The organism is Nocardia sp. No.11 (assembly GCF_038752175.1).
GTDB classification, from domain to species: domain Bacteria; phylum Actinomycetota; class Actinomycetes; order Mycobacteriales; family Mycobacteriaceae; genus Nocardia; species Nocardia canadensis.
This window is the reverse complement of the sequence record NZ_JBCGFB010000027.1, coordinates 37,208-58,892: the sequence shown is the minus strand read 5'-3', so window position 1 is coordinate 58,892 and position 21,685 is coordinate 37,208. Positions and strand designations below refer to the sequence as shown.

Below are 21,685 nucleotides of genomic sequence, written 5' to 3'. Positions count from 1 at the left end.
TCGTCGAGATCTACGAGGCCTATCGCGACGGCAAGATCGAGAAGCACGAGGGTCTCAGCCCGGAGAAGCTGGCTGCCGAGATCGCCGCTATCCGCGAGGAGATCCGCCTCCGGACCGAGCAGCTCGAGCGGCTGAAGGCCCTGACCGACGAGTTCTACCGGCCGGTCGCCGATCTGCCGGCCGCCGATTCCACCTCGGCCAGGCCGCACGGCGGCGCCGACCCCGACGCGCTGCCGGGTCGGCCGCGTGAGCTGCCCACCGGCCAACCGCCCGCCGATGGTTCGCAGCCGCCTGGGCGGCAACCGGATTCGAGCACCGATCCCGAGGCCGGATTGCCGCCGGAGCGCGGCACCGACCTCGACGACCGGGCCGACGCGAAGCTCGACCAGACCCTGCGCAAGCTCGACGAGGTCGCCGACGAACTGGCCGAACCGATCGCCTCGCTGGACGATCTGGTCGGGCCCGGCCGACCCGTCGACCCGCTGGCACGCATCGACGAGGCCGTCGAGCGTCAGAACCGGCTCGCCGACCAGGCCGATCAGCGTCGGGCCGACCAGGCCGACGCCGCGCTGGACGACTCGCTGCGCGAGCTCGACGCCGTCGACGCCGACCTGGCCGCGCTGCAGTCGTATTTGCGCGCCCAGCGGGAGTTCGATGCCGCGCAGGCCGAGATCGCGGCCCGGTTCGAGGAACTGGCGGCGCAGGACGCCCGGGTCGCCGCGCGGCGTGGCGACGACACCGACCCCGACTTCGCGGTGCGTGCCGCCGATCTGGCGGCGCTGGAGTCCTACCTCGCGGCCCAGCAGAAGTTCGACGCGTTGCGTGCCGAACTCGCCGAGGCGGCGCAGGTCCGGCCGGAGGACCTCGACGCCGAAGTCCTGGCCGATCGGCAGGCGCTGGAGTCGTATCTGCGGGCGCAGCAGGAATTCGACGCCGCCCGTGCGGAAATGGCGGCCAGGTTCGCGGCCGCGGTGGAGCGGCAGGGTGCACCGGAGCCGGTCGGGAACGGATCGGTCGGCGACGACGGCGCGCGCCGGGGGACTTCCGACGACGACACCGGCTCGCGTGACGACGACGGTGACGGCGATCCGCCCGCACCGCCGACCGCGCCCGGCGGTCCGCCGTCCAAACCGCCGTCGCGTCCGCCGACGGCCCCGAGCCCGGAACCCGAGGAGCCGTCGCGTCCGCCGATGGCACCGGAAACCCCAGAGCCGTCGAGGAGTTCGTCGCGATTCGACTTCGGCGTCCCGAAACCGCCGGCCGAACTGGCCGTGCCCGGTGAGTCCGCGCCCGTCCGGGCCGACGCCGACCCGGCCGCTCCCGGCGACCAGGCGAACCGCGTCCAGCAGCGCAGCGACTTCCTCGACGATGTGCATCAGTTCCTGCAGGAGCTGAGCGATCTGCCGCCGTCGGCGCACGCGGACGCGCCGCCGCTGACTGCGGAGCGGGTCGAGCAGGTGCGTCGGCTTNGCGGCCCGCCGTCGAAGCCGCCCGCGCATCCGCCGACCGCGCCGAGCCCGGAACCCGAGGAGCCGGCGAAGAATTCGTCGCCGTTCGACCGGGGCATCCCGACCGCACCCGCGGAACTCGCGGTGCCCGATGCCGCCGGGCTGGATCAGCCGGGTGCCGAAGCGCCGGCCGATCCGCCGAGCCGTGCCGAGCAGCGCGACGTCCGGATCGACGATGTGCGCCAGTTCCTGCGCGACCTCGGTGATCTGCCGCCGTCGACCCACGCGGACGCGCCGCCGCTGACTCCGGAGCGGGTCGAGCAGGTGCGTCGGCTCGCCGAGGCGCTCGGCCTGGGTGAGGCGCTGACCGGTCAGCGTGATCCGCTCGGGGCGTTGGCCGAGATCGCCGATATGGCCAGGGCGCGTGGATTCCTCGACAGTGCTTTGGATCCCGATGCCGAGCTCGGTGCGCCGATGCGCTACCCGGACGACTACGCGCCACTGAACCTGGATCAGCTCCAGGACGGTATCGACCAGTGGCGGGTCGAGGGCGATCCCGAGGTCCGCGCCGAGGTCGCCGACGACCTGCGCCGGGCCGGGCTCGACGAGGGCTCCCGGCCGTCGCTCGGTACCGAACCGGAACCGAACCCGCAGGCTCAGCCGCTGCATCCCACCGCGATCCTGCCGCCCGCCGACGGCACCCAGCAGCCGGGCGGACCCCGGATGGAGCCCGCGCAGCAGGCACTGGACCGGCTGGCCGCGAGGTTCGGGGTCGACCTCACCGACCCCGGTTCGCTCGACGGGGCTCGATATNCCGAGATCGCCGATATGGCCAGGGCGCGTGGATTCCTCGACAGTGCGTTGGATCCCGATGCCGAACTCGGGCGTCCCATGCGCTACCCCGACGACTACGAGCCGCTCGACACCGACGAGCTCCAGGACGGTGTCGACCAGTGGCGGGTCGAGGGCGATCCCGCCGACCGCGCCGCGATCGCGGACGACCTGCGCCGGGCCGGGCTGGCCGACGANAGCTCCAGGACGGTATCGACCAGTGGCGGGTCGAGGGCGATCCCGAGGTCCGCGCCGAGGTCGCCGACGACCTGCGCCGGGCCGGGCTCGACGAGGGCTCCCGGCCGTCGCTCGGTACCGAACCGGAACCGAACCCGCAGGCTCAGCCGCTGCATCCCACCGCGATCCTGCCGCCCGCCGACGGCACCCAGCAGCCGGGCGGACCCCGGATGGAGCCCGCGCAGCAGGCACTGGACCGGCTGGCCGCGAGGTTCGGGGTCGACCTCACCGACCCCGGTTCGCTCGACGGGGCTCGATATCGGCAGCTGCTGCGCGCGGGCGCGGTCGAGGCGTTCGCCTCGGCGGTGCGCCACGCCGAGACGGCGACCGATCCGCAGCAGCGGGCGGCGCGCGAGGCCGTCGCGCGTCGCTGGGCGGCCCGGCTCGGGCTGGCGGCCGATCCCGGTCTCGTCCGCGCCGCCGACGACATCACCCGATTGCGCGCCGGCGTCACCCGGGACGCCGCCGATCTCGCGCATCTGGATCGGCTGGCGCGTACCACACTCGACGACCGGATGCTGTCCGTCGATGTCGACGGCGACCAGACACTGGTCCGGCGGGTCGAGGACGGACCGGACGCCTGGCGCCTCGAACCCGTCGCGCGGCCCGAGCCGACGCCGCAGGTGCGGCCCGCCGAGACAACTGTCGAGACACCCAAGAAGCGCTGGCTGCGCAGGCTGTGGGACAGGATCGTCAACCGTGGGTTCTACGGCGAGAACCCGAAGTACCCGTCCGGGTCGACCCAGGACAGCGCCGCCCTGTCGATGCTGGGCCACAGTGCCGGGCTGCCGCTGACCACGGTGAAGGACGCGACCCCGGACGCGCCTGGCGGCGAATACGACCAGCTCCAGCTCAAGTTCAATCCGGTGCGCATCCTCAAAGAGAGCATCGAGATGTGGCGCAAGCGCGAGCTGGTGCCGATCCTCAAGCATCTGTCCGCGCGCATCGCGAACCAGGCGGGTGAATTCCTGCCGTTGCGCAATCTCGACGGCACCGAGTACAAGCCGTGGATCTCCGACGCCGATCCGGAGCTGCGCCGTCGGATCGAACAGGAACTGCGCGATGCCGGGCTCGAGCATCTGCTGGAACCGGAAAGCCTGACACCGGCGGAACAGGCCGCCCGGGAAGCGCCGGAGCGCACCGAAACCGCTGAGCCGCGGCAGTCGACGGGCGAACCCGAGCAGTCGCCCGCGGTCGCCGAGCCGCTGCCGCCGTGGTTGCGGGACGTGGTCGACGCGGTCGACCAGCGCATCGCCGACGCCACCGTGCTCGATGCGCTCGCCCGCGAACTCGGCGTGCGGATCACCGATTTCAGCGAGGAAGGTCTGCGTAAGGCGCTCGCCGAGGCCGAGTACCGGTTGTTGCGTCGCGACGGTGTGATCCAGGCGCTGGAGGCCGCCGCGCGGTTGTTCAACCAGGAGCACGCCGACATCCCGTTCCGGCCCGCCAACTTCTTCAGCAAGGACCCGCTGGGCGCCTATCTGAAGGAAGTCGTGGCGGCCAGGGGTGACCGCTTCGGCTTCGACATGCTGAACTGGCGCGGGGTGAACAACGGCGGCGAATGGGTCGACATCTGGCCCGATCTGAGCGACGACGGTGGTTCGGGGACCGTGCACGCCGAGGACGCGCGCAAGATCTTCGACGACGCGCTGCGCCGTGCGGGCCTGCGGGACGAGCGGTCGACGTGGGCCCATCTGGCGGGCGCCGACCTGGAAGCGCTGGTCCGCAACCTCGACGCCGAGGTCGCCAGGCTGCGTGGGCAACTCGACGACAATGTCGGTGTGCTGGGCGAATTCACCCAGCGGGTGGCCGATTTCGCTGCCGGGGATACCGGTGACCGGTTGGTCGTCGATGCCGAGAACGGCACGATCGCGATCGTCGATACCGGCGCCGGACACGAACGTGCGCTGGCTCGGGCCTTGGCCGAGGCCGACGGGGATTTCCTCGATCGGCTCAATCGCGGCGAGGTCGAGATCCAGGTCAGGATCGTCGGGGTCGACGACCAGGGGCGCGTGCGCGTCCTGGAGGTCGACGCGCCGGAGGTCCGGCACCTGCGGGGCGAAGTCGACGGCCGCACCGTCGACGCGACCATGGTGCGGGACGGGTCGGGTCCGTGGCGGATGATCGAGACACCGCCGCGGCACACCGCGCCGGAGACGAACCTGCCGGTCGTCGCCGATGAGGTGAATCAGCCGGTCCGGGAACCACGTTCGCTGGCCCAGGTGCGCGCGGAGCTCGCCGAGGTGGCGGGCAGGCTGGGCATCGACGATCCCTCGAACCTGTCGGGCGAGCGACTGACCGATCTGCTCACCGAGCTGGACCGGGCCAATCAGGTGCGGGCCAGGCAGCTCGAGGCGGCCGTCGACTACGCGATCAGCGTCGACGCGGTCGACAACTTCAACGCGCTGCACAACGCGCGCAGCGCGCTGGCACTGCGGTTCGGCGTCGACGCGGGCGATCTCGGACCGGAACTGGTCGCCCAACGGCTCGCCGATCCCGGCACCCGGGTGGAACTGCACCGCCAGCGCGCCAAGGACCTCACCGAGTACGCGAAACTGCTGCGCGCGTTCGACCCGGCCGCGGTCGATGCCGCGCGGGACGCGCTCGCTCCGCATCTCGGGTTGCCGCGCGGTGGTCTGCCGCTGGACGCCGCCGCGTTGGCCGAGGCAGTGTCGAACCGCGCGGCGCGGGGTGCGACGGACGATCTGACCGGTCCGCTCGCCGACTACGTGCGGGCGCTGGCGAAGATCGATCCGTACGCCGACGACCTGGTCTACAACCCGGAGACCGATCCGCGTGCCGTCGGCGACGATCCGCCGGTGCACGAGCGCGACGCCCTGGACTTCTTGCGGGAGGTGGGCGCCGCCGATCTCGGCAACCGGTCGCCAGTGCCACCCGTGCCCGGCGACGCCGTCCCCGGCCCGAGCCGCGACCACGCCCGCCTGCTCGGCGCCGACCTCACCGACGCCGACGACGCGAAGGTGGCGAAGGTCTACGAGTGGTTCCGGGACGGTCGCATCGACAAGCACGAGCGACTGACCCTGGACAAGCTCGCCGAGGTGCACGAGCAGATCCGCGACGAGATCCGCAGGGCCGCAGCCGATATCGCCCGGTTGCGGGAGCTGCTCACCGAACCGTTCGTCACCGACCCCGAGCTCGGCGGGGCGGACCGGCCCGGGCTGCCCGCGCCCGCCGAGGACGCCGCCGGGCCGACTCCCGCTGGATCGCCTGCGCCCGGCCTCACCGCCTCTGGTCCGGCCGTCAACGGCGCGCCGGTGCGTCCAGGACTGTCCGCGGGCCCGGAGAGCGGGCCGCCCGCGGAGAACGCCGATGCCGGGCTGCCGAGCGACGCCGACCCGCGCGAGCCCCGTCGGTCCACCGATCCGGATGATCTCGTGGTCGAGAATGATCCGGCCCGGCCGCCGGTGTCGCGGCCGGTGATCGATCCGGGTGATCCTGGCCTTCCGGCTGATCATCAGGCGAGTCAGGGTGTTCGTCGGCCTGCGGTCGGTGATGCGGACGAATCCACGGTGGACGCAGGCCGTGGGCCTTCCGCGCCCGGTGACGGTTCGCGTCCTCGGCCGGTGGGCGGTGATCCGGACGCCGATGGTGGCGGTCGGAACAGGTCCGATGATCCGGATGCCGATCGGGACGGTGGGCAGGAGCCGGACAAGGGTTTCGATCCGGGTGGGCAGGCGCCGCCGCGCACTCCGGACGGGGATCGACCGGGGATGGGGCGGCAGCTGCCGGGGTCGGCCTATCGGTCGCACATTCCGCATCCGCCGCACGAGTACGAGGTAGAGCTCGAGGTGCCGCGGTTCGACGCAGTCGCCTGGCCGGTACCACCACTGGCATCGACACCGGAGCCGCCGCGTTCGCCGGAGCCGCCGCGTCCACCGGTGCCGCCGAGTCCACCGGTGCCGCCGAGTCCACCGGGTCAGGCGGATCCGCCGTGCCTGCCGGAGATTCCCGCGCCGCCGTGCCCGCCGGTGCCGCCGCAGCAGCAGGTGCCGGCTCCGCACGAACCGACGGTCCCGTCCTTCCCGATTCCGCCGACCCCGCCGGTCGGTGGTCCCACCATGCCGCCGTTGCCGCCGTGGGGTACCCAACCGCCGGGGCCGGTTCAGCCGTACCCGCCTGGGAGCGGTGAGCCGTATCCGCCGGGTGGCGGTCCGTCGTATCCGCCGGGTGGCGGTCAGCCGTATCCGCCGGGTGGCGGTCCGTCATACCCGCCCGGTGGCGGTCAGCCGTATCCGCCCGGTGGCGGTCCGTCATACCCGCCCAGTGGCGGTCAGCCATACCCGCCCAGTGGTGGTCAGCCGTACCCGCCCGGTGGCGGTCCGTCGTATCCGCCGGGCAATGGGCAGCTGTATCCGCCGGGCAATGACCAGCCGTCCGCACCGGGAAATGGTCGCGGCAACGGGCAATCCGGTGGGCAGCAGCCGGGCTCCGGCTATCCCTCGGGTGGTGCTCCCGGGTATCCGCCGCCGGCGATGTCGCCGAGCGCAGGGCAGAGCGGTCAGCGCAGGCCGTATCGGCCGGAGTACCAGGCTCCGGTCGAGCGGGTCAGGCTGGTCGTGCGCCCGTACGCCAGCGGTGTGCTCGCCGAGTTCGATCCGCAGTCGGGGGCGTTGCGGCCCGCCGCGCCGGGGCAGATCGGCGCGGACGGCCTGTACGCCGACCTCGGTGGGGTGACGGTGATCTTCTACCGGCTCGCCGACCGGCTGATGGTGCAGGTCGGCACCCAGGCGATCGATCTCAGCGGCGCCGCGCAGGTGGGCTGGGAACGGTCGGCGCAGCGGATGACGCGATTCACCGTCGCGGTGGGTGGCAGGCCGATGGGTGAGCTGATCTACCGGGCACTCCCACCGGAACTGGACCTCGGACTGCTGATCCGTAACGTAGTTGCCGATCCCGCCAGCCGGATGACAATGTTCAGCGACAGAGCCTGACCGATCGGAGAGGTTTCCCCAGGTGAGTGACGATCCGATCGAATGGAACGATCCGGACGTGGAGATCGATGCGGCGACCGGCAGGTTGTCCTATCGCGGTGAGCCGTACACCGGCGCGGTGACCCACACCCGCCCCGACGGCACCTGGCGCGAGTACTGGAGCTACGACCAGGGCGAGCGCGACGGCGACTGGTCGGGCTGGTACCCCGACGGCACGATGCGCTACAACGGCGAGTTCTACCGCAATCGGCCGGTCGGCACCTGGCAGGAGTGGTACCCCGGCGGCGCCCGCCGCCTCGAAGACGTCTACGACATCGAAGGCGTCCTGCAGACCCACTCGGTCTGGGACGAGGCGGGCGCGCTCATCGAATTCGCCGACGAGCGCACCCGCAAGGGCATCGCCGCCGACGCGGTGTCGTCCGACGACCCCGAATTGCGCTGGGACGAGACGGAAAACCGGATGTACTACGGCGGCGTGCCGTTCACCGGCCAGGAATTCCGCCGCCCGGCGCCGAGCGCCCCCATCACCGATCTGGCCACCTACGCCGACGGCTACCGCGACGGGCCGACTCGCGGCTGGTACCTCGACGGCACCCCCCGCTACACCAGCGAATACGCCGATCGGCACGAGGTGGGCCACTGGGTCGAATGGTTCCCCACCGGAGACCGCAAGGAAGAGACCGTCTTCGACGACGACGGCGCGCTGCTCACCCGCACCCGTTGGGACGAGGCGGGTGCGGTGATCGCGCGGTACGGCGAAGACCGGGACTAGACGAAGGAGTGCGCAGTGGCTGACGAGCTGGCCGGTGATCCCGATGTCGGATTCACCCTCACCACGGTGGTGACCGACGACGGCGGGATTCCGGAGCGCGCCGCCGCACTGAGTCATCGGATCGCGAAAACCGTGGCGGCGCTGGGACCGCCGGGCTGGACCACGGTCGAGGCGTCGTTCGCGATGACGGCGGCGGCCGAGGTGTCGATGATCGTCTTCCACGACGAGCAGGGGCGCTTCGCCCGGGTCTTCCCGAGTCCGGAACTGCTGGAGTCGTTGCGCGAGCACCGGCACATCTCCGCCTCGATGGGCGACGGTCCGTGGTGGCGCTACCTGCTCACCCTCACCAACGCCGGCCGGATGGAGGTCGACTACGACTACGGCGACGAGCCGTTCCCGGACGATCAGCTGTTCCCGCCGACGGTGTACCGCACCGACATCGAGATCTATCCGCGCGATCGCCTGCCGATCTGGCTGGCCGCCTACATCCACCATGGCAATCGGCAGGTGCGCGGCCCGGTGGCCGCGGCCGAGCAGGCGCGCGCGGATATCGCGGCGGGCCGGGGCGCGGCAGGCTCGGCGCCGGACGTGGAGTTCCCCGCGCTCGAGCCGATGGCACGCCGATGGGCGCTGATCGCCGCGGCTTTCGTCGCGGTCGGCTCCAAGTGGGGGCCGCGGGTGACACCGGCGTTCCATGTCTTCGAGGGTTCCAAGTTCAGCGGTTCCACCCTGTGCCTGCTGCCCGGCGACCGCGCCGTGCTCTCCGGCGGGGTGTGGAACGCACCGGAACTCGACGCCGTCTACAACAAAGACCTGCCGATGCCGGACTTCTACCTGGGTGCCCCCGACTGGGTCGCGGCGCCGGTGATCAACCGGCGGGCCGAGAACGGCCTGCTCACCTTCTGCTACTGGTGGGAGGGGGGCCGCTGGTACCGGGGTGCCTCCGCGGGGGCCGACGCGCTCGCCGCCGCGGTGCCGGGGATGTGGGATACCAGAACCGTTGTCGAGGTGCTGACCGGACTGCTCGGCGAGAAGGCGTCGCAGGCGCAGAAGGATGCCGTGCTCGGTCTGGTCGAGTCCGCCGAGCGGGCGGCCGTGGCCAGGGAGTCCTTCACACGGGTTTTTCCCGCCGACGCCTATCACGTCGACGCCGCCTGGTTCGAGCTGAATCTCGCCGGTTTGCTCGGCACGCATTCCGTGGGCCTGGCGCGGTGAGCTGAGCGCTGGTGCTGTTGCGCGGGCGTGGTGGGTGTGGTGTGCTCGCTCACCGAAGAGCCGCTCGGGACGGCTCGGAAGTCGGAGGGAATCGAGTATGACCAACGAACACGCCAAGGCGCAGATGGCGGACATCCTCGAGACGGTGCAGAAGCAGATGCAGGCGATCGCGCAGGTGCAGCAGGACCGCGCGAAGATCATCGCCAGCGCCACCGTGCGCAAGCGGGTGACCGTCACGGTCAACGCCGACTACAAGGTGATCGAAACGAAGTTCACCCCCGACATCGACGATCTCACCTACACCGAGATCGCCAAGGCCGTCACCGAGGCCGCCCAGCAGGCCGCGACCGAGGTCGCGCGCAAGACCCAGGAGATGATGGCGCCGATTCAGCGGGAACGCGCTCGGCTCCCGAAGATCACCGAATTGGTCGACGACATGGATGGATTCGCCATCCCGCAGCCCGTGGAGGCGTCGCTGGAACCGCCCAACTCGCCTGAGCGGGAACGGCTCTCAGCTGACGAGCCGGACGGCGCGCGGGATCGCTCGCGGACCGCCACCGACGCGAGCTGGTGAGATCGACGGCGGCGGATGGTCGAGCCATCGCCACCAGCGGGATCGGCGCTGTACATGCGGAATTCATCTGTCGGACCGTAGAATCGTTAGCAAGCCGTGCGAATCGGCGGTGTCGTGGTAGCGGTGCCAGGCGGGGCGCGAGGCGGCACCGGTACGGACAGGGAGGGTCGACTTCATGACGGGACCATCGGCGCAGGATCAGTGGGCGGGGCTGCGTTCGGCAGCCTCGGACGGATCGCTGATGCTCGAGCCGTCGGCGCTGCCGAACCTGGTCGAAGCCGCCAACAACGCGCGGTACTGGGTCAATTCCGTCAAATCCGCCGCGGACGGTGTCGCGAACCTGCCCGATTTCTCCTCGCTGGAGTCGGGTAAGCAACTGTCGAAGCAGTTCGAGGGCAAGGCCGGTCAGCTGAAGACCGTGCTCGGCAAACACGAGACCGTTCTCGACAATGTCGCCAACACCTTCCTCGACGCGGCCCGGCATTACAAGGGCGCCGAGGACGGAAGCAAAGTCGATCTGGAATCGCTGCGCACCAAGATCGAACAGGGCCGCAGCGCCAGTACGAAATTGGTGCTGCCGCCCACCGTCGTCCAATATCCGGCGGTCGCGACGGCGGTGAACCTGCCGAAGATCCTGGCCGACGGCAAGACGTTCGATCCGGCGGGCATGAAGGCCGAGACCCCCAACTACAACTACAACGAACTGCAGGCGATCATGTCGTCGCTGTCGACGGTGCCCGGCAGTCTGGCCCACACCGCGTTGTTCTGGGGTGATCTGGCGGATCTGCTCAAAACAGGTTTCGACGATCTGAACGCCAAAGTCGAAGCGAGCAAGAAGAGCTGGACCAGCCCGGGCGGCGCCACCCGCGCCATGGCGGCGATGTCGGCCTATCACGAGGCCAACGGCTTGTTGGTCGAGCAGACCAAACAGGTGGCCGCGGCGCTCGACTACACCGTCGGCTGGATCAACGCCACCTCCAAGGGGCTGGCGACGGCGCTCATGCTGCCCCGCTGCTACTCCGACCCCAACGGTACCCAGGCCCAGGCGGACAAGGAGACCTGCGCCAAGAACGGCCGTCAGGTCATGTGGAACACCTATGTCCCCGGGCTCAACAGCACGACCAGCCATATCCCCACGCTGCCCGAGCCGACCGCGCCGACCACGGGCGACGGGACCGGGAACGGCAATGGGAACGGCAACGGCAGTGGCAGTGGAAGTGGAAGTGGAAGCGGGTCCGGCTCGGGTTCGGGCTCCGGCTCGGGTTCCAGCTCGAAATCCGGGGAATCCCTGGCGGCCTTCGATCGGGCGCTCGCCGAGTTGCAGGGACAGAAGTCGGGCAGCGACACCGGTGGCAAGGACAGCACGGGGAGTCAGAACGGGTCCGGCGGCCAGAACGGTGGCAGCGGATCGAGTGGTTCGTCCGGTGCCGATCAGCTGACCTCGGCGCTGCAGTCCGGTCTCGAGCAAGCGAGCTCGGCCGCGCAATCCGCGCTGGAACAGGCGTCCTCGGCCGCCGAACAGAGTTCCCTGGCGGGGATTCCGGGCTCCGCGGCGCTCAGTTCGCTACAGGATCAGGCCAAGAAGGCGCTCAGCGCCGCGAGCAAAGGCGGGGGCGGCGGCGGTGGTTCGGGCGCCGGCGGCGGTGGCGCGGGAGCCGCACCGCTGTCGCCGAGCTTGGACAGCGCGTCCAAGCTGTTCCCACGCGCCTCGGCCGTCACGGGGGCCGAGGGCTTCCGCGCGGGCGTGGCGTCCTCGGCCGCCGGTTCGCCGATGGGCGGCATGCCCATGGCGCCGATGGGTGGCGCCGGCGCGGGCGGCCAAGGCCAGCAGAAGGAACACAAGCGGGCCGACTACCTCGACTCGACCGACCACTTGGACGAGGCCATCGGTGACGCGCCGATCGTGGCGAGGCCGGTGGTGGAACAGTGACGCCCACCTGGGAATTCACCGGTGACGAGTTCGACGCGCTGTGGACGGGCATCGAAGAGGAGTACATGCCCGACCCGTTCATCCACACCAGCGCACCGGGCGACGCGGACGAGGCCGAATTCGTGCGCAAGGACGCGTGGGCGCGAATCAGGCGGCGGTGGGGACACGAGCTCGACGAGATCATCGATGTGCTCACGCACCCCGACATCCGGATCGCGGTGCGTGGCTACGGCGGTGGCGAGAAGCTGATCGATCCCGCCTATTCGGTGCGCATGCTCGCGGTGCGCAAGGGCGAACTGGGCTACCTGGTACGGCAGCGACCCGGCGAAACCCTCTACCACGCCGAGGGATTCGTCGTCACGCGGCACAGCGCCCTGTCGCTGGGCGAGGTGATCGCCGATCACCTGCCCGAGGCAGAGGCGGGCCGTGGCCGCGACATCCGCCTCGACGAACCGGGCGATGATCAATTCGACCGCACCTATGGTCGCTCGCTGGTGCAGCACTACGACGACGACTCCGCGGTGCAGACACAGACCTTTCAGCAGGCGCCGCTGGATCGTGACGGCTTCATCGACATCGAGCAGGGCTGGTCGCGATTCGGTCCGCGCGGGATACTCCGATTGCGACTGGGCTGGCGCGACCTGACCGACGACGGTCGCTATGTGATCGTCCCCGGCACGCCGCCGGTGGCCGTCGGTGCCGATCGCCGACGGGTGGTATCGCTGATCAACAGCCAGATCGCCGAAGTTGTCAGAGCCATCAGGGATGATCGGGCCTAGTGCGGATGGGAGGGGCATCGATGGACGAGTTTCCGACCGAGTTCAGCGCGTCGTCGCTGACGGGGGCGATCACGGTACGGACCACCGAGCAGGGGCTGCCGGTGGGAATCACCGTCGACGCGGATCAGCTGCGCCGCGATCCCGCCGACCTGGCGGCCGAGATCCTGCGGTTGTGCCAGAAGTCGGCCAAGCGGGCCGGACTGGCACGGCGTAATCAGCTGGCGGAGGCCGGGTTCGATCCGGTGCTGCTGGCCGCGACGGGATTGCCGACCGAGGCCGAGGTCGCGGCGGCGGAGATCGTCGAGGAACAGGAGTACGACACCGAGCCGGACAGCTGGCTACGGTCGGTCTAGCGAGCGAGAGGGGAGGACACGGCGATGGTCGAAACCATGGATGAGCTGATCGCGAAGGTGCAGGGCCAGCTCTATCGGCTGCAGGACCTGACCGAGGCGACCAATGGCATCAGGGCGCAGGAAACCTCGCCCGACGGGGCGGTGACGGTGACCGTCGACGGCAGCGGCGCGCTGGTCGGGCTGGAACTCTCCGCGGCGGTCGGCCGATTGTCGCCGGCCGATTTCGAGCAGGTGCTGGTGCGGACCGCGCAGGCCGCCGCACACCGTGCGTTCGGTGAGCGCGCCGAGCTGGTGACCGCGTACAACCAAACGGGCATGTGAGATTCAACTGGCTTTAACCGCCGATTTGTGTGGCGCGGGTTTCCGACGGGTAGATAAGGTAACGAAACACCATGGGCTGTTTCGAGATTGGACGATAGCCATGAATCACGTTGCGGTAGTTCCCGATGCAGTTCGTGCGTACGCGGGTGCCTCGGCCACCATGGCGGCGGGGGTCGCCCAGGCGGGCGCGGTCGACCAGGCCGCCACGATGGCCGCCGCGGTGCCCGTGTTCGGCCTGATCGGCCAGGAATTCCTGCTGTCCTTCGCCTACGCGCAGGCCAACCATCTGACCTCGGTGGCGCAGCTCGCCGCGGTGCACGCGGGTACCGCGCTGACCGCCGCGCAGGCTGCTGCGACGTATGAGGGCGCCGACGGTGCGGCCAAGCTGGGCATCGCAGCGGTCGATCAGTAGCCATGACCTATCCAGGGGGAAGCACGGCCGGTGCGGCGGCATCGGTCGACCCGACCGTGCTCGAGCTGCTGCGCGGTAGTTCCCTGGCCCCGATGCTGGACCAGCCGGTGAGCCAGGTGCTCAGCTCGATGGGTCTGCCGCAGTTGCCGCAGTTGCCGGAGTTCATCCAGCTGCCGGAAATGCCCGCGCTGCCGACGATCGACCTGTCCGCGCTGATGCGGCCGCTCACCGATCTGGCCTCCGCTTTCGGCACCGGCGCGCTCGGCGGCACGAACTCCACGTCCGGCACGTCGTCGAATCCCACCGACGCGCTGTCGAATATCACCTCGGTGCTCGAGACAGCGATGTCACTGGGGTCGACCGCGTTGCAGACGGTGATGCAGCTGTGGCAGAGCGCCGCGGCGACCGAGGCGACGAACAAGGCGACCGCGGCGCAGTCCGACGGTGCCAACCTCGCGACGCAGAGCGTGCAGGAGAAGGCGGTGCTCACCCACGCGGCGGGCAACGTCGCCGTGGGTGGTGCCAAGCTGGCCGCGGTGATCGCACGCTATTCGGCCACTGTGGCCCTCGCCCCGCTCTACGCGGCGACGCCGGGCGGGCAGGCGGTGCTGATCGCGGCCACCATGGAGGCCATGGCCGAGGGTCTGGCCATCACGGCCGAGACCAAGGCCGAGATGGTGGCGCGGAGCGGCGAGATGGCGCAGGCGGGCGAGAAGGTCCCGGTGACCAACGCGCCGTCCGGTGTCGACGCGAGCAGCGAGTCGCTGAGCCAGCTGATGAGCCTGATCAGCCCGTTGATCAGCACGGCGAGCACCGCGGTGTCGTCGCTGGGTTCGCTGGCCGAGCAGGTGAGTTCGCTGTCGACGAGCACCACCGGCACGACCGAAGACGCGGCGATTACCGGCGCCGAGATCGCCGATGCCGACACCGAGACGGCCGAGGGCCTGTCCGGCGCCGGCGGCGGAGGCGGCGCGATCGGTGGCATCGGCGCGGTCGGAGGCGCGGCGGCGGCATCGTCGCCGTTGAGTCCCTGGCAGGGCGGTCGCGGTGGCGGGCTGTCCACTGTGGGCGCCACCGGTGCGATCGGCGGCACGGGCGCGGGCTCCGGTGGCGCGAGCACGACCACCGCATCGGCGAGCGGCTCGGCACCGGGCTATATGCCGATGGGCGCCGGCGCGGGCGCGGGCATGCCGATGGCACGCGCGATCGATGGTGGCGGCAACGAGGCCGTGCACTCGCAGCTGGTGACCGGCAATCACGGCGACGAAGTCGTCGGCCAGATCGCGGGGGTGGCGACCCCGGTGGTCGGTGCCGCCGAACCGGTGACCACCGAAGCGCCGCCGGACAAAGAACTCTCACTGTGACGCGGCACGACCACGACAGGAGTGGCAGATGAGTAACACCTTCGAATTCGATTCGGCCGCGGCGAGCAAAGCCGCGGCAGCACTGGACGGCATCGCCGACCGGCTCACCACCGAGCTGTCCGCGGTCGCCCCGACCCTGCGGGTGGTGCCCGCGGGCGCGGACGAGGTGTCCACGCGCGCCGCGACCACCGCCAGCGGTGTCGCCGACGACTACCTGACCGGTGCCGAGGCCGGCGCGCACGAGATGAACAAGCTCGCCGCCACCCTGCGGGCCCAGGTCTCCGAGTTCGATCAGATGGAAACCGACAACACCACCGGCTTCAACGGGCCTGCGGCGTAAAGGCATCCATCACCGATGATCGAACCACCGCAGCCCGGCTTCACCGGAGTGGTGTGGGAGGCGCGTGAGCCGCACAAGCTCGCCACCGACCTCACCACCGGTGCCGGACCGATGCCGATGGCCGACGCGGCCGCCGCCTGGACGCGGCTGGCCGCGGCCTTCGGCGCGGCCGTGCTCGACTACGAGCAGGTGCTGCAGACCCTGCGTGGCTCCTGGAAGTCGGGGAGCAGCGAGCAGGTGTGGGAACGGATCTCGACTCTGCGGGAGTGGCTGATCGACACCGCGGCCGCCGCGACCGCCAATGCCGCACGGCTGCAAGCTCAGGTCCTCGCCTACGAGGTGGCCGCGCTGGCGATGCCGAACACCGCCGACATCGCGGCCATCACCGCGATGCAGCAGGCGCTGGAACAGGTCGGCACCGCGCTGGGCGCGCCGATCAAGGCCATCGCGGCCCAGACCGACACCGAGGCGGACGTGGCGAAAGCCGTCGCCTCCCGGGTGATGCGCAGCTACGAGGCGGCCAGCGAACCGCTGGCGACGCCCTGGTTGCACGCGCCGCCGCCGCCGATCGCACCGGAATCCGCACTGGCGGGCGAACAGTCGGCGAAGGCGGGAACTCCCGGGGCGCCGGGCGCCGCGGCGGTGCCGGGGCTCGGCGCACTCGGCCTCGGTGCCTTGCCGCCGATGCCCGCTCCGGTGCAAACCGCGTATCGCGCACCAGTTTTCGTGCAGTCCGCCGCGGCGGCTACCACCACCCCCCAGCCGACGCCGGTCGCCACTCCGACCGGACAGGCCGCGCCGGTCGTGCCCGGCGCGATGGGCGCGGGCGCGGGTGGACAGGACTCGGCGTCCCGCTTCCCGCGCGCCGGCCTCGCGTACGAGGAATCGGACCAGCTGGTCGCCGAAGGCGAAATCCAGGCTGCCCCCGCTGTGCTCGGCGTCGCCGAACGCCCCGCGCCCCCGACCGGGAGCGCGTCCACGGCGACCACGGAGGGACGGCCATGACCACCCTCACCAATGATTCGTTGCTGGCCGTCGCCGATCGGCTCGGTGTCCAGACCCTGCCTCTCGTCCTGGCGGTCGGTCCGCAGCAGGACAGCTTCGACGCGTGGCGCGCCGCCAGGGACGCCGCGGTCGCCGAGCTCACGGCTACCGGTGTCTTCGACGGCTACGGTGACGTCGAGCCCGACCTGGCGGACGCGCTGCACACCCTCGCCCAGCCCGATGCCGAACTCGTGGCCCGCAGCTACGGCGACGGCGACCGGCGCCGAATCTGCGTGGCCCGCCGTGGCGCGAGCCACGCCAGCGCGATCCGGGTCGGCGCCGGTTTCGAGATCGGCACCTGTGCGATCGACGGTTCCGACCGCGAACTGACCCGCCTCCTGCTCGCCGCGCTACCGCAGTGCCCGCCGGCGGAGGTGGCAGGCGTGAGCGTCGCGGCCGATGATCTGGCGGCGCGCTTGGATGCCGCGGAGACAACTTCCCAGTACGTGGACGCGATGTACGCGCTCGGCATCGACGCGCACCAGGCGACCGTCCTCGGCGCGGCCTTCGGCACCTGCCATGGCTACACCGAGATCGTCGCCGCCGTCCACCATGACGGGCTGACCACCCGAGCCCCTGGCGCGGTCGCGGTGTACGACACCGCGCGCGGCCGGATCGTCGTCGCGCCGATGACGGCGCCCGACGGGCAGGTGTGGTCGACCATAACGCCGGGCACCGACCATCGCCTCACCCAGGCCGTCGGTGCGCTCCTCGAGGGGCTTCCCGGTGGGGGGTGGCGGCCCGACTAAGCCATCTCTCGTTTCAACCATCAAGTAGGAAAGGTTCGGCACATGCCCCCTCAGGGACCAGTAGGTGTAGAAGCCGGCGGCGTAGACGGCGTCGTCTCCAAGCTCGAAGGCACGATCAACAACCTGCGTACGTCGGTCGGTCAGATCGACGACGCGGCCCAGGCCGTGCTCCGCGGCTGGAAGGGTGACGCCTCCGACGAGTTCGTGAAGGTCGCCCAGGCCTGGCACGACGAGGCCGATGCTCTGAACAAGAAGTTCGACCGGCTCACCGAGGCCGTCAACACCGGTAAGTCCACCCTCGTGAACATGGACGGCGCAGGCCTGTCCGGCGGTGGTTCCACCAGCGGTGGCGGCAGCTACACCAACCTCTGACCGCGAATCAGAAACGAACAGGAACTGAGCTCATGACCATTCTTTACGATCCCGCGGCGATGAACGAGCTGTTCAGCGACCTGCAGACCTACGGCGGGAAGATGAAGGGCGAGATCGACGAACTCGAGGGCGCCGCGACGGACTTCCGGGCGAACCTCCAGGGTGACAACGCGATCTCGAACTTCGACACCGCGCACAAGAACGTCACCACCGAGCTGACCGACACCCTCGACAAGCTCGACAAGCTCGCCGCCCAGGTCGAGTCCGCGCTCAACCGCGCGCTCGAGGCCGACGGCAAGGTCGGCGACGGTTTCGCCGACTTCTGAGTTCTTGGAGCGCTGGCGCGCTCGAGCGCGGCCCCCTTGGGGCCCAACGAAAACGGGGCGAGACTCGTGCCTGCGGCACATGGTCTCGCCCCGTTTTCGTCGGGCCGGGCCGCTACGCCCGCTGCGCGGGCGGGCCTCCTCGAGGTCGGCCCGTGCGGGGTTGGTCGGCGCTGTCGGCGCTGAGTTCGGGCTCAGGTCGTCGATCAGTCCGAACTCATCTCGCCGCGAGTGATTCGCCGATGTAGTGCATCTCGTCGGGGGTCGTCACCATCGACACCGTCGCGCTGCCGGTACTCGTCCGCACCGTGATCCGGTTCGGGGCGTACGGATCCTGGACGAGGGTGACGTCGGGGGCGATCGCCTCCGGATCCCGCTCGGTGGTGCGGATCTCGACGATGGTGGCGCCACCGAGGTGGCTGGTCGGGGCGATGCCGTCGAAGACCAGCACCGTGGTGGTCGGGTAGGGAGCCGCGGGAACCGGCGGCGGCCCGGGCGGGGTCTGCGGCGTCGCGCCCGCCGCGCGCGGGGCGATCGAGAGCAGCTGTGGGGTCGCGAGGTTGGCGACCATCGACTGCCACGCCTGCGGCCGAGCGGTGTGCACGACGGCATGGGCGCCGAGCGCGGTGGCACGCAGGATGACTTGCTGGGCCAGGTCCAGGTTTCCGATCACGTCGACGTGGCGGGTACCCGCGCCGATCAACGGGACCGCGATGCCCTGACCGCGTTCGTCGGCACCGATCAACTGGCCACAGCCGGTGGTCGGCACGGAGATGTCGGTGAGCGCGGCAAGGGTGCCGCGGTAGCCGTCGCGACCACCGAAGTCCTCGGCCGCGCCGATGGGCAACGTGTCCAGCAGGATTCGGCGCTGACTGCCCGGCAGCTCGCGCAGTCCGGCGACCGGCGCCTGCTCGTAGGGGGCCACCGAATCGAACCGGACCACGGCGTTGAGGACGACGGTCCCGGCCTTGTCGTACGCGCGTCCGATGCGCCGGGCGCCGGGATGCAGACGCAGCGTCACCGTGGTCGACAGCGAGGGCAGCGACCAGATCTCGGCCAGCCCGTTGGTGCCGATCATCGGCGCGGTGAGCTGGTAGTGGGTCAGGTGCCTGCCGAATTCGGATTCGAGGCCGTGCGCCGACTCGGTCAGGTGCAGCGGGTCGAAACCGTGGGTCAGCTCGCGTACCGCGCTGTTCATCTCGGTGGCGGTGAGGACCGCGGCGTCGATGCCGTGGGTGGCGAGACGATTGGCGACCCGGCGAGTCGCGATGATCATGGTGCGCAGCGCACCGGTCGCGCCCCCGCCACGCTTGTCGACCGCCGCCGCGTTGGCCACCGGGTCCAGCCGCAGCACGAGCCAGCAGGTGCGGTGCGCGATGGCGGGCAGCGGGCCGAGGATCCGGTCGTACAGGTGCGCGGCCGCGCCGGTGCCCGCGGTGCGCGCGCCGGTGGCGATCACGTCGATGCTCACCAGCTCCACGTCGAATTGGTCCAGGCAGCGCGCGACCTCGGTCAGCGGCAGCAGCTGGTCGGCGCTGAGGGTGCCGCGCTGGAGCAGGGTGAGCGAGTCCGGCGGCGGATCGATCCGGAGCATGGTCAGCAGCAGATCGCCGTCCCAGCGCACGCCACAGCCGCCGCCCTCGGGCAGCGGCACATCGAACGCGGGTGCCCGGTCCAGGGTGTCGGTGCGGCCGCGCGCACGGCGCGCGAGCCAGCCGCCGAACCGCACCGCGAGCGTGCGCCGGCGGATCGGGACGAGCCCGATCAGCAGCACGGCCACCGCTCCACCGATCGCCCCGTAGCCCGAATTCGACGTCGCGAGGACCACCCAGGCCACGATCGCCGCCAGCACCGCGACCGATACACACGCGCGCAGCGGATACATCCGGAACAGCCAGAATTCCGGGTCACGCAGTGTGTCGTAGGCATTGTCGCCGGCGGTTTGCCCGGCGTTCATACTGTTGTTCAAAATCGTTGTCCCTGCTTGGCATCCGTCGAATCATGGTGAAGGACAATTCCGGATTTACGGTACCGTGTCCGACGAGATGGTGATCAACGCAGCAATGGAGTCCCTGTGCCGGCACAGCTGACAACCAAGGCCCAGGTCAACGGTTATCGTTTCCTGCTGCGCAGGCTCGACCACGCGCTGGTCCGCCGCGACGTGCGCATGCTGCACGATCCGATGCGGTCGCAGAGCCGGTCGATGATGGTCGGCGCGGTTCTCGGACTGATCATCGTGGCAGGCGCGGCCATTCTCGGCTTTCTCAAACCGCAGGGCGCGATCGGTGACGCGCTGATCGTCAGCGGTAAGCAGAGCGGCGCCATGTATGTGGTCGTCGAGGCCAAGGAGGGCGAGAAGACGCTCCATCCGGTGCTCAATCTCGCCTCGGCCCGGCTGATCGCCGGCGACGCCCAGACGCCGAAGTCGGTGAAGGACGACAAGCTCGGTTCGATGCCACGCGGTCCGCTGCTCGGCATCCCGGGTGCCCCGGCCGCCATGCCGGGATCCAAGCAGGGCGACAGCTCGAACTGGACGTTGTGCGAGACCACTCAGCTCTCGGCATCCGGGAGCGCGTCCGGTGCCACCGGCGGGCTCACCACCGCCATCGTCGGCAAGCCGGAAACCGGTGACCGGATCGGCGCCGCCGGCGCCGACGACGCGCTGCTGATGCGCCGCGACGACAAGACCTACCTGGTGTACCAGGGCACCAGGGCCGAACTCGACCCGAACAACTCGGTGATCGCGCGCACCCTCGGGCTCACCGGCAAGCAGGTCCGCCCGATCGGCAGCGCGGTCCTCGGCGCGACCACCCAGGCGCCCCCGCTGGCTGTGCCGACCATCGAGCGCGCGGGCGAGCCGGGCCCGGGCAAACTGTCGAATGTGCCGATCGGCGGCATCATCTCGGTGACCGGGGTGCAGGCCGCCGGTCAGGAAACGATGTACGTGGTGCTGGCGGACGGGGTACAGCGGGTCTCGGAATTCACCGCGGACCTGCTGCGCAACGCCGATTCGCGGGACATGCGGGAGATCGCCGAGCTGGCACCGGACGTGCTCGACCGGATGCCGGTGCTGCACACCCTGCCGGTCGACGGTTTCCCCGAGCGCAAGCCGCGCATCCTGGCGGCCGAGGACGCTCCGGTCGCTTGCGTGCACTGGGCCAAGAACCCGGGCGTCGCGACCGCGCAGGGCACCTCGGTGGACGGTCCGGCCGAACGCGCCACGGTGACTCTGCTCGCCGGAACGAAGCTGCCGCTGGCCGCTTCGGCCAAGCCCGTGACCCTCGCGACCGCCGACGGCTCGGGCGACCGGATGGACGCGGTCTACCTGCCGCCGAGCACCGGCGAATTCGTGCAGGTCACCGGGACAGAGCCAGGGAGCCTGCGCCGGGAATCGCTGTTCTACGTGGCCGACAACGGAATTCGCTACGGCATTCCCGACGCGGCCACCGCCGCGGTGCTCGGGCTCGGCGACAAGCCGCGACTCGCGCCGTGGTCGATCATCGGTCAGCTGGTCCCCGGCCCGACGCTATCCGCGAAAGACGCTCTGACCAGCTACGATTCCTTGCCTTCCGCGAGCAAGTAGCGAACACGGCGGGGGCCCGGTGCGCAGTGCACCGGGCCCCCCGCCGTATTCGGGCTCAGCTCAGATTCGGCACCTGACCCACATTG

The 21,685-nt window shown here is 70.5% G+C and carries 17 protein-coding genes; 16 read left to right on the top strand and 1 reads right to left on the bottom strand.

All coding sequences use genetic code 11. The annotated features are described in order from the left end of the window. The first annotated feature begins 3,031 nt into the window (after positions 1–3,031). The 15 genes from V8688_RS11475 (at position 3,032) to V8688_RS11405 (ending at position 18,019) form a co-directional block, all read left to right on the top strand. Entirely contained in the window at positions 3,032–7,468 is a 4,437-nt protein-coding gene (locus tag V8688_RS11475; protein ID WP_342800772.1) for a hypothetical protein, read from the top strand. A gap of 22 nt (positions 7,469–7,490) precedes the next feature. Beyond that, complete coding sequence (locus V8688_RS11470) at positions 7,491–8,240, top strand: hypothetical protein (RefSeq protein WP_218717545.1); 750 nt, start codon at positions 7,491–7,493, stop codon at positions 8,238–8,240. Between the two features lie 15 nt (positions 8,241–8,255). Further along, on the top strand, positions 8,256–9,455 hold the full coding sequence (locus tag V8688_RS11465; protein WP_218717546.1) for a hypothetical protein: 1,200 nt from the start codon (positions 8,256–8,258) through the stop codon (positions 9,453–9,455). Positions 9,456–9,552: 97 nt separating this feature from the next. Continuing rightward, positions 9,553–10,029, top strand: a complete 477-nt coding sequence (locus V8688_RS11460) for a YbaB/EbfC family nucleoid-associated protein (protein WP_218717547.1) — start codon at positions 9,553–9,555, stop codon at positions 10,027–10,029. A 175-nt stretch (positions 10,030–10,204) separates the two neighbouring features. Further along, a complete protein-coding gene (locus V8688_RS11455; RefSeq protein ID WP_342800771.1) occupies positions 10,205–11,959 on the top strand; it encodes a hypothetical protein in 1,755 nt (584 codons plus the stop codon). Beyond that, positions 11,956–12,738, top strand: a complete 783-nt coding sequence (locus V8688_RS11450) for an ESX secretion-associated protein EspG (RefSeq protein WP_342800770.1) — start codon at positions 11,956–11,958, stop codon at positions 12,736–12,738. The genes V8688_RS11455 and V8688_RS11450 overlap by 4 nt, the downstream gene beginning before the upstream one ends. A 20-nt stretch (positions 12,739–12,758) precedes the next feature. Further along, positions 12,759–13,091 (top strand): hypothetical protein, encoded by a 333-nt coding sequence (locus V8688_RS11445; protein ID WP_218717550.1) that lies wholly within the window; start codon positions 12,759–12,761, stop codon positions 13,089–13,091. Positions 13,092–13,127: 36 nt separating this feature from the next. Then, positions 13,128–13,412, top strand: coding sequence for a YbaB/EbfC family nucleoid-associated protein (locus V8688_RS11440; RefSeq protein ID WP_308248425.1), 285 nt, complete (start codon positions 13,128–13,130; stop codon positions 13,410–13,412). Between the two features lie 100 nt (positions 13,413–13,512). Then, complete coding sequence (locus V8688_RS11435; protein WP_218717552.1) at positions 13,513–13,824, top strand: type VII secretion target; 312 nt, start codon at positions 13,513–13,515, stop codon at positions 13,822–13,824. 2 nt (positions 13,825–13,826) lie between these two features. Continuing rightward, a complete protein-coding gene (locus V8688_RS11430) occupies positions 13,827–15,188 on the top strand; it encodes a hypothetical protein (protein ID WP_218717553.1) in 1,362 nt (453 codons plus the stop codon). Positions 15,189–15,216: 28 nt separating this feature from the next. Further along, a complete protein-coding gene (locus tag V8688_RS11425; protein WP_218717554.1) occupies positions 15,217–15,528 on the top strand; it encodes a PE family protein in 312 nt (103 codons plus the stop codon). Positions 15,529–15,543: 15 nt separating this feature from the next. Beyond that, entirely contained in the window at positions 15,544–16,533 is a 990-nt protein-coding gene (locus V8688_RS11420) for a PPE domain-containing protein (protein ID WP_316573547.1), read from the top strand. After that, entirely contained in the window at positions 16,530–17,321 is a 792-nt protein-coding gene (locus V8688_RS11415) for an ESX secretion-associated protein EspG (protein WP_218717556.1), read from the top strand. Before V8688_RS11420 ends, V8688_RS11415 begins: the two co-directional genes overlap by 4 nt. A 42-nt stretch (positions 17,322–17,363) precedes the next feature. Further along, complete coding sequence (locus tag V8688_RS11410; RefSeq protein ID WP_218717557.1) at positions 17,364–17,693, top strand: WXG100 family type VII secretion target; 330 nt, start codon at positions 17,364–17,366, stop codon at positions 17,691–17,693. 32 nt (positions 17,694–17,725) lie between these two features. Further along, on the top strand, positions 17,726–18,019 hold the full coding sequence (locus tag V8688_RS11405; RefSeq protein ID WP_255587458.1) for a type VII secretion protein EsxR: 294 nt from the start codon (positions 17,726–17,728) through the stop codon (positions 18,017–18,019). A 214-nt stretch (positions 18,020–18,233) separates the two neighbouring features. Here the strand turns inward: V8688_RS11405 and eccE are convergent, their stop codons facing one another. Beyond that, on the bottom strand, positions 18,234–19,973 hold the full coding sequence (eccE, locus tag V8688_RS11400) for a type VII secretion protein EccE (RefSeq protein ID WP_218717558.1): 1,740 nt from the start codon (positions 19,971–19,973) through the stop codon (positions 18,234–18,236). 117 nt (positions 19,974–20,090) lie between these two features. Between eccE and eccB the strand changes: the two genes are divergently transcribed. Next, a complete protein-coding gene (eccB, locus tag V8688_RS11395; protein ID WP_342800769.1) occupies positions 20,091–21,599 on the top strand; it encodes a type VII secretion protein EccB in 1,509 nt (502 codons plus the stop codon). Positions 21,600–21,685 lie beyond the last annotated feature (86 nt).